This is a genomic window from Nonlabens sp. (genome assembly GCF_039941875.1).
Lineage (GTDB): Bacteria > Bacteroidota > Bacteroidia > Flavobacteriales > Flavobacteriaceae > Nonlabens.
The window spans coordinates 1-9,967 of record NZ_JBDVDQ010000008.1 but is presented as its reverse complement, the minus strand read 5'-3'; the positions used below and the strand labels follow the sequence as shown (position 1 = coordinate 9,967).

Sequence of the window (9,967 nt, the reverse complement as noted above, 5' to 3'; positions counted from 1 at the left end):
TTAAGTTTAAGTTTAAGTTTAAGTTTAAGTTTAAGTTTAAGTTTAAGTTTAAGTTTAAGTTTAAGTTTAAGTTTAAGTTTAAGTTTAAGTTTAAGTTTAAGTTTAAGTTTAAGTTTAAGTTTAAGTTTAAGTTTAAAAATGCAAAATCTCCAAATGGCTATCTAGTTATTTGGAGATTTTTTATTAATACTATTTTACCAGTTTATATTCTGGATAGGTTTCTTCTAGGTATTCTTCCATCTTTTTAGGTATAACAACTTGCATGACATATAACATGACACACATTAATACAAATAAAAAGCTAATGATACCAACTACCCAAAGATTCATACTGGCAAATGAATTTGTATTAGGAATGAGGATATTAAAAAAATGAATCGGAATTAACCCTAAACCAAAACCTGCTCCATGCTGCATAATGATATCTTTAAACAGCCATTTTTTCTCACCACTTTCAAGGCTTCTTTTTCTTTCTCTATAATAAGAAACAGATAGTTTAACAAAATAGCCTATAAATAGAGTTACAATTACCGCACTCAAATAATCTGCTGAAACGCTTATTAATCTCAATAGATAAAAAATGGTAACGCTAAATAAAATCAACAATAGGATTTTAGGTAACTTAAAAAACTCTAAGGTATGTTTCCATATCAGTTTAGAGTACTTCTTACCTAAGGATTTCTGACGTTCTTCTACCACATCCATAAATCCGAACACGCCAAATTTCTTAAACTCTTTCTGTAGTGCTTTTTCAAAGCTTAGATCTGGATTTTCTTCCCATTGATGTTCTATTCCATTTGCTAGATGATCGACAAGTTCTGACTGTAAATCATACCATTCTACATAATGTTTTTGAGTAAATACAAATAACTCTTCTATGTGTTCTTGAGTTAATTTATTCATTAGAATGATAGTTTAGGGTTAATAATAGCCTGCATATTCTCCATATATTCCTTTAATTCTTGCATCATATTCACAACCTCTTTCTCACCTTGCGGCGTGAGAGAATAATATTTTCTAATGCGATTCTCTACCTTCTCTGCCTCTACTTTTAAATGACCTTCAGACTGTAATTTATGTAAAGAAGGATAAAGAGCTCCTTCTTTAACATCCATTGTACCGTTAGTTAATTCTTTTACTCTTTGAGTAATTTCATAACCATACATCTTTCCTTCTTGCTCTAGCAGGCGCATGATTATAGTGGTTAAACTACCTCTGTATAATTTATTATTGGACATACCTAAGATTCTTAGGTACAAACATACATAAGAATCTTAGGTAATAATAATTTCTATTGAAAAAATTATATTTTTAAGAAATAGTGAGAGTAATAAACTCATAAACAATCAACTTTTATAGTAGTTAGGAGCAGTTTTATATGTTACGCTTTCGCGAAAGCGAATCTATAACCATCACAATTCACTAATTAAATTAAACAAAACACATAAATAAGTCGAAATAAATTCTACTATAACGTTATAGTATTATTACTTTTGCAAAAAATTAAACACACTAAACCCACATTTATGAGTAACCAAGTAGATACTTATGAAAAAGAGCTCGCTTTTCAAACTGACAGGCGACGTGCAGCTGTTGCATTTATTAAAGTCGTAAGCGACCTATGGTATGACCGTTCTATAGAACTGGTACTATTTAGAAATCAGCTTATTGATAGAAACGTAAGCGAGATCATTAACCTACATGAGTATGCTGGTGAGTTTGTACAAAAACCTATTTCGGTTTTTGACAGTGTAGAAATTGCACAAGCTATTCTATCTCTAGACTTACCACCTTCTAAACTGGACATAGGTAAACTTACTTATGAATACCATCTAGAAGAAAACGAAATGCAGGATGCCATGGCTTTTGTCATGAGTAAACTGGGTGACGCACAAAAAACTGAAGAAATCACTCCTAAGGACGTGGTGCTTTATGGTTTTGGTAGAATAGGACGTTTACTTGCTAGAGAGTTAATGAGCAAGGCTGGTAAAGGCAGCCAGTTAAGACTACGTGCCATAGTGACTCGTGGCGCTATTACAGAATCTGTTCTTGAAAAACGTGCTTCTCTTCTTGCACAAGATAGTGTACATGGAGATTTTTCTGGTACGGTAAGCTATGACCTAGAACAAGAGTCTCTTATTGTTAACGGGACAACTGTAAAAGTAATAAGCGCAAATGCGCCAGAAGACATAGATTATACAGCATACGGTATTAACGATGCTCTTATTATAGATAATACTGGTGCTTTTAGAGATGACGTGGCACTAGCCCGCCACCTAGAAGCAAAAGGTGCTCATAAAGTACTTCTTACTGCACCAGGAAAAGGTATTCCTAACATCGTACACGGTGTAAATCAGTTAGAGAACGATCCTGATCAAGTAGATATATTTTCTGCAGCGAGTTGTACGACTAATGCTATAACGCCGGTATTAAAGGCGATAGAAGATAGTTTTGGCGTTGTAAAAGGTCATTTAGAAACGATACATGCTTATACTAATGATCAGAATCTAGTGGATAACATGCATAGTAAGTACCGTCGTGGACGCGCTGCGGCACTTAATATGGTTATTACAGAAACTGGTGCTGGAAAAGCAGTGAGTAAAGCACTACCTTCTTTTGAAGGTAAACTTACCTCTAACGCTATACGTGTTCCTGTACCTAATGGTTCTCTTGCTATTCTTAATCTAGAATTAGAAACTGCCACTTCTAAAGACGCTCTTAATGCTACCATCAAGAAATATGCTCTAGAAGGTGATCTAGTAGAACAAATAAAGTATTCTATTGATAATGAATTAGTTTCTAGCGACATTATAGGTTCTAACGCACCGTCTATTTATGACTCTAATGCAACTATAGTAGGTCCAGATGGGAAAAATGCTATCGTTTATGTGTGGTATGATAACGAATATGGATATAGCCACCAGGTAATTAGACTGGCTAAGTATATCGCAAAAGTAAGACGTTTTACTTATTACTAATTTTTTATAAATTGCTTTCAAATTTGCTAAAGCGTGAAAAAGCCATCTCAATAAGAGATGGCTTTTTAGTTAGATTACTTTTTTGATAAATGTTCCGCTTTCGCGATAGCGAATACATTTCAAAATCTATTCTACAAAGTCTCATTTTCATTAAATTTGATTATTGTCTGGAGAGTTTAATAGTCACTCTACTTAAAGTTAATGGTTACTTCATGAGAATATTCAAATATTGGGCAACTGCCTCTAAAGTTTTACATATAGACGGTTTTACCCAAGAATCAAGTGTTTACGGTGGGTCAGATATTTCTATGGATCATGCTAGAGAAGATGCAGAACAAAGAATGGACAAAGCAGCTACAAAGATTCAAGAAAAAATAAACAGAATCTATTATAACGACCCCAATTATGAGGTTGATATTATGGAAGAAATCATTGAAAAAATAGACAGTAACAATATCATTACACGTAATAGGTATGGTGCACTGGTTCTTAATTCTACTGACACCATGTTTATAGATGTAGACAGTTACAAGTTAAGTTTTATGAAAATCTTCTTCAGACGTGGTAAAACTAACAAAGACTTTATGCTTGCAGCTATAGAAAAAGCGGCTGCAAAGAGTATTTATAATCAGTTAGGTTTTAGAATTTATGAAACTTATAAAGGCTATCGAGTTCTAGTAAGTGGTTTTAATCACCCAGTGAGAAGCTCAGAAACAAAATTTATCTTAAAAGATTTCAATGGCGACCGTCTTTACAACTATATGTGTGATAAACAAAATTGTTATCGCGCGAGGTTAACCCCAAAACCTAATCGTGTCGAACAGAAGTTACCTAGAATCATTTTTCCTGACCGTAATAATGAGCAACAAGATATTCATGATAGATGGTTAGAAGAATATCGATATAAGAGTCAGCGATTTTCCACTTGTAATCTAGTTAAGGAAATAGGTTTTGTATCTTCTACTCGAGTTATAGAAGTTCATGACAGAATAAGTAAAGTAAATAGGGATTATCCACTAGCTTAAAACTGTGAAAACTAAATAAAAAAGCCATCTCAAATTGAGATGGCTTTCTATATTTAGCTAGATCTTTTTCTTAATCAGATTTTATACTGTCGCTGTACTCATGGTATCTAGTGCTTTACTTATCAAGGTTTCACCTTTGATGATTTCAAAAGTTTCTTTATTTGCAGTATCATCGTGTAATGCTCTAGTTAATGTTTGTGCCACATCTGCTCTAGAGATTTCTCCATGTTTATTTAATTTATGTGAGAGTTCGATATGATTAAACGCACTGTCATTAATTAAAGAACCAGGTCTAACTATCGTATAGTTAAGACCGCTATTTTTCAAATAAACATCAGCATTATGCTTTGCTTTTAAATATTCTACTAATTGGTCAGCCTCTTCTGGATTATCTGCTCCCATAGAACTAAGCATCACAAATTTTTTAATATCATTTGTTTTAGCTCCGTCCACTACCTTCTTTGCTCCTTCTTGATCTATCTCGACTACTTTTTTACCTCCAGAACCTGCGGCAAAAATTACCTTATCAATATTTTTAAAAGTATGGGAAATATCTTCAGAAAGATCACCCATTACCCATTTTACATTTTGAGCTTCAAATTGTTCTTTCTGCTCTTCTTTACGTATCATGGCTATCGGCTCAAAATATTGAGACTCATTTAAAAGATTTACTATTTGTTTTCCTGTGGTACCTGTTGCACCTGCTACTAATACTTTTTCCATAGTACTAAGATACTTACAACAGCTATCTTAAAGACTTAATTGAATAGGGTTTAACCCCATTTTAGGCACATATTAACTATGCCTTATTCTTTTATTAAGCTGCATTTAACTTATTTACCGGCACATTAAGATTTTGTAACTTACATAGATATTTAATCTCGTATTTTTACCACAATCATATTTTAAACTAATAAACCCACAAGCGTTTGACCAGCTTTGACAAATTTCTTCATAATGTAGGTATCATATCATTCTTTACTATAGAATTACCTATTAGTGCATATGATTTTGCTCGCAAATTAGGTGATATGACTTTATATAGTGAGATAGGATGGTTTACCGACCTAGAAGATTTATTCTCCTCTGACTATAGAAGGTATAAAGGTCTAGTAATTAATAATCATTTTAGAATTAAACATAAAGCAGCTTTCCTTGATTTTGGAAAACATACTGCAATAGCGCATGGTTATGTGACAGAAACTGAAAGAGGAATTAAAATAACTGTTAAGGTAAACTCCTTTAAAATCACAATTTTCATTTACATGGTTATTGCTGGTTTATACTGTATTACCGTACTTTTAAGTATGATATTTAGTGTAATAACTGATAGTGCTATTGCCCTGATAATGCTTCCCTTTATAATCTTTTTTGTTGGTATAGCCATCGTATTACCTTATATTTTATTACGTAACAGCACGCGTAAAATGCATAATTTTTATCAAGGACAGTTTCATTACTTTGTTCGATAAAGGATGAAAGACTATTAAATTACATTGTTTATCTCAGCGTCTACATTGTAGGGATTAAAAAGGGTTGCCAAAAATAAAATGTTATTTAACCAATTTCATCTTTGCTTTTAAAACCTTAGAAGCTTGGGTATAACCTCCGTTTTCACCATCTAAAAAATGAATATGATAATCATCTATAGCAGTTACAAAACAAGATAACACACTACTGCTACTACTGTAATATCCATAATTTATCAAATTGTCATTTTCTAACCCATCGAGATATTCTAACAACTTTGTTCTTTGTTTCACATTACCAGTAATAACGGTATTAATAGAGCCGTCTAAAAGTAAAGTTTCTGTAAGTTGAATTAAATCATTTATATAGTTTTTACCCTTCTGAGTATTTTTAGTGAACCAGCCTCCCATAACACCACGCCACCAGCTAGAAACTAACCTGCTAGTTGTAACATTTTTAAACTTCATTTTTACTTCTTCCTTAATTCTGCTTAAACTATTGACCATTTTTAATCGTTTTGCAACGATAGGATGGCGTATTGTATCATCTCCATATATCAATTCTATTTTCTCTAAAATCTGACTATATAAACTAGATTGATTCTCGACTTTTACAGCCTTAATAATTAAAGAAATAATCTCATTCTTATTATCTGGTGGGCTTATTTTATCCCACTTGCACTCCATACCGTTAAGGTCTAGATTAAAATTAAATTGCTCTATAGCAGTTACTGGAGGCGAGGCTTTGATTTCATTTTCTGCCATTTGTAGTGCATTCCCTAAGATAACAGGCATTAAATGGAGATCGTTACGCTTGTATTTTAATATTTTAAGAGACGCTTCTTTATCAGTCATTTCTCCAACTTTACGGTACCCTACTCTTAAAAAGAAATCAAACGAAATAGAACACCTTTCTTGGTGCAGATTTAAAGCAAATAAACATTCATTTAAAATCTCATCAGGGACTATAAGTGTTGACCCATCACCACCAAAGAAAAAAGGAATCTCAATTCCCTTTTCTCGAGAAATATTAAGGCAGGCAACTATACTGCCAGTAGCAGCAAGATTAACCAGTTGTTGCTTTCCAGCTTGCACAGCCTGTGTAGACTTTTCTACATCCGTAACAATTATATTCCAAGAGTCTGGAACATTCGTAAAAGCGCCTTCATCACTTATTAATTCATGGATAGAACCATAATGTAAATGCAGATTAGAATAAAACAATGTATCTGTAGAAGCCATAATCAAAATTACAAGAATTAATCTATTCTAATATCACAAGGTAATATTAAAATCTCTTAACCATTTAGTATCATTGAATCTAACTCATTAGTGGTATTTTTGCAAAAACCCCTATTGATATGAAAAAAATATACTTTTTACTATTTGCTGTTCTCGCTTTCGCGAAAGCGGAATCACAAGTAGTCATAAACGAATTAGATGCAGATACTCCTAGCACAAACGATAGGCAATTTGTTGAATTAAAATCTGATGTTCCATTTTATCAATTAGACGGTTTTGTCCTTGTATTTTTTAATGGTTCTACAAGTTCTAGTACAGGAATGGGGCGCAGTTATTACACAGTAGATCTTGATGGTCTTGTAACGGATGACAATGGTCTAGTAGTTCTAGGTAGCTCTCTAGTATCACCAGTCCCAGATCGTTACATAGCAGAAAGTAATATACAACTAGGCGCAGATGCTGTAGCAATTTACCGAGGTGACGATACCGACTGGCCAGATAGAACATTTCCATCTCAAGTAAATCTAGTTGATGCGTTAATATATGACACTGATGATGCTGATAATGTAGCATTAATGACATTTTTAGGTATTACAGTTCAATACAATGAAAATGAAAACGGTAATAAAACAACAGAATCAGTACAACGTAAAACAGATGGGACATATGAAACTAAAAGCCCTACACCGCACTCGTTAAACGATTCTACAACACCTACTTATAATGGTGTTAGTTTTACAACTAGTAAAACTGAACTTACAGAACCTGATACATTTGACATTACCTTTACACTAACCGATGCACCTACCACAGATTTCACCCTAGGTTTTAATTTTAATAACCTAGGCTTTGATGCTAATGACTTTACAGGAGCTTCTTCATTTACTATTCTAGCTGGTCAGACTAGTACAACACTAAGTTTTACCATTACCGACGACACTATTGATGAAGGCGATGAGTCTTTACGTATTAACTTAGATGATAATTTACCAATAGGTTTTAAGAGATTAAAGGATCTTGAGGAAATAGTGGTTATTGATAATGATTTTCAGGTAGCAACCTACGGCACTCCACTAGCACCTACATACGGTATTGTAGCTAGCACTGCACCGAGTGATTATTATAATAGTTTGAATAATCTAGCTTCACCACAATTAGAAACAGCAATTACCGCACTCATTTCTGAAGAAAACGTAGTTCGCATTCATACTTATAATGATGTAACAGAAATATTAAAAAAATCAGATGCATCTCCTTTAAATTCCAACAATGTTTGGTTAATCTATACAGAACAAGAACGTAGAGTAATAGACTTTCAAACTGGTAGTACAAATACAGGTAAATGGAATAGAGAACACATCTGGTCTAGATCAAGAGGCCCATTTTCATCAATTGAGTACGACGAGATTACAGACGGCATGTCTATATGGACAGAAACCAACGCAGATAGTTTAAGACATGGTAATAGTGATGCACATCATTTAAGAGCAGCAGACGGACCAGAAAATAGCTCTAGAGGTAACAATGATTTCCCAGAATATAATGGTCCTATAGGTTCTCAAGGCAGTTGGCATGGTGACGTTGCTCGTGCATTATTTTATATGGATTTGAGATATAACAATCTTGCGATGGTAAATGGTAATCCTGCAAATACAACAAGGGGACAAATAGGTGACTTAGCAACCTTGATTCAATGGCACAGAAATGATCCGCCTGATGATTTTGAAATGAATCGTAATAACGTTATTTACACATGGCAAAATAACAGAAATCCATTCATTGATAATCCAGAATTAGTAGAACTAATTTATGGAAATGACATAGGCCAAAACTTCACACTTTCAGAACAGTCTGAAAAATTATCTAAAATAGTTGTAACACCTAATCCGTCAACTAACTATTTTACAATTTCAAATGTTAATGAGCCAATTAATGTTGCTATTTATGACTCATTTGGAAGGGTTATAAAAAAGGAAGATATTAATGATACTACTAGAATAAGCCATAATTTAGCATCAGGTATATATCTTATAAAGTTAAATGAAGGTAGAGATAGCAAAGTTGTTAAGTTGTTAGTGAAATAATGATTATTTAATTCCAAATAATAAATACAAAATATCCAACGGATTAAACTTAAAATAAACTCAATGAAGATAGATCTAGCTTCATTGAGTTTTTTATTGTATATATTTTGAATAACTGATATTATTTGTACGTTTAAATAGGTGTCAGCTTATGATTAGCAATATGTAATCTAAATGAGTTGTATATTGTAATGGATTCATTAACGAGTATCTTCTTTAGCTCTATATTTTATTTTTTTTATTCATAAAAAACTCTTGGCTTAAAATTCCATTTAATCTCTCTACAATAGCATTTTCATAGGGATAGTAATTTTTGTCATACGCGATTTAATATTATTTTTATCTAGTAAAGCTTGATACGCATTTGAGTAATTTTGAAATTCTCTGTGAAAGTGATGGATTAAATAGATGTTATTATAGTTTCACTCATCCGGTGGCATTGCTAATGCTTAAAGAAAGCATGTTTTAGCTAGACTCATAGTTACATTACACCAACTATCATTTTTGGTTATTAATGCTAGATCAAATGGATTATGCTAGTTCCTATATAAGTTACATCACTTACCCATATTTGTTCTGCTATGTTTATGTACAAATAGTTGACTATCTTTTTATATTTTGTGAATCAATGATGAGGATCAGTGGTTATATGATAGCTTCTTTTAAGTATTATAAGCATATGATTTACTCTAAGTATTTTTAAAAGCTTATGTACTCCACATTTATTTCAGATAGCTTTTTTTCTAGTATATGATATATTTTCTAGTTCCTATTCTACCCATCACACAACGCACATCATTAACTAAGATAATTACCTTGTGTTCTCGAGGTCTATAATAAACCTGTCTGTTAAGCCCAAGTAAGTTACAGATAGACACTATGATTTCATTATTACTCCTTATACTTTTATTTCAATAAATCAAGCTTGTAACGATTTTGATATCCGTATCAAATACCTTTTGTTCTAGATCAATTATCAAAATAACTAACTTTTTATCTGCTTATTCAACTAAATAAATAACTCTAGCTTTCAATTTCTTTTACTACCAGATAATCGAATAAAAAGGAATAGTCTTTTTAGACACATTAAACACAACTAACAATTACATATGTTTCCATTACATTAAGATTTTAGTATGTTGCTATATCAGAATGGGACATAGTATAAA

The 9,967-nt window shown here is 32.5% G+C and carries 8 protein-coding genes; 4 read left to right on the top strand and 4 right to left on the bottom strand.

The window, feature by feature from the left end; all coding sequences use genetic code 11:
• Positions 1-189: 189 nt before the first annotated feature.
• Both ABJF08_RS05300 and ABJF08_RS05295 read right to left on the bottom strand, forming a co-directional pair.
• Positions 190-903 carry a hypothetical protein gene (locus ABJF08_RS05300; RefSeq protein WP_348115029.1) on the bottom strand — a complete coding sequence of 238 codons (714 nt, stop codon included), beginning with the start codon at positions 901-903 and terminating at the stop codon, positions 190-192.
• Positions 903-1,238: a PadR family transcriptional regulator gene (locus ABJF08_RS05295; RefSeq protein WP_348115028.1), complete on the bottom strand. Its 336-nt coding sequence runs from the start codon at positions 1,236-1,238 to the stop codon at positions 903-905. Before ABJF08_RS05295 ends, ABJF08_RS05300 begins: the two co-directional genes overlap by 1 nt.
• A gap of 288 nt (positions 1,239-1,526) precedes the next feature.
• Between ABJF08_RS05295 and ABJF08_RS05290 the strand changes: the two genes are divergently transcribed.
• A complete protein-coding gene (locus tag ABJF08_RS05290) occupies positions 1,527-2,978 on the top strand; it encodes a glyceraldehyde-3-phosphate dehydrogenase (RefSeq protein WP_348115027.1) in 1,452 nt (483 codons plus the stop codon).
• Positions 2,979-3,190: 212 nt separating this feature from the next.
• A complete protein-coding gene (locus ABJF08_RS05285) occupies positions 3,191-4,003 on the top strand; it encodes a hypothetical protein (RefSeq protein ID WP_348115026.1) in 813 nt (270 codons plus the stop codon).
• Positions 4,004-4,084: 81 nt separating this feature from the next.
• Here ABJF08_RS05285 and ABJF08_RS05280 read toward each other — a convergent pair whose 3' ends face one another.
• Positions 4,085-4,726, bottom strand: coding sequence for an SDR family oxidoreductase (locus ABJF08_RS05280; RefSeq protein WP_348115025.1), 642 nt, complete (start codon positions 4,724-4,726; stop codon positions 4,085-4,087).
• Between the two features lie 206 nt (positions 4,727-4,932).
• On the opposite strand from ABJF08_RS05280, the gene ABJF08_RS05275 reads away from it, so the two are divergent.
• On the top strand, positions 4,933-5,475 hold the full coding sequence (locus tag ABJF08_RS05275; protein WP_348115024.1) for a hypothetical protein: 543 nt from the start codon (positions 4,933-4,935) through the stop codon (positions 5,473-5,475).
• An 81-nt stretch (positions 5,476-5,556) separates the two neighbouring features.
• Here the strand turns inward: ABJF08_RS05275 and ABJF08_RS05270 are convergent, their stop codons facing one another.
• Complete coding sequence (locus tag ABJF08_RS05270; protein ID WP_348115023.1) at positions 5,557-6,714, bottom strand: DUF3095 family protein; 1,158 nt, start codon at positions 6,712-6,714, stop codon at positions 5,557-5,559.
• A 119-nt stretch (positions 6,715-6,833) separates the two neighbouring features.
• Here ABJF08_RS05270 and ABJF08_RS05265 point away from each other — a divergent pair, with 119 nt between their 5' ends.
• Positions 6,834-8,798, top strand: a complete 1,965-nt coding sequence (locus tag ABJF08_RS05265) for an endonuclease (RefSeq protein WP_348115022.1) — start codon at positions 6,834-6,836, stop codon at positions 8,796-8,798.
• The last annotated feature ends 1,169 nt before the right edge of the window (positions 8,799-9,967 follow it).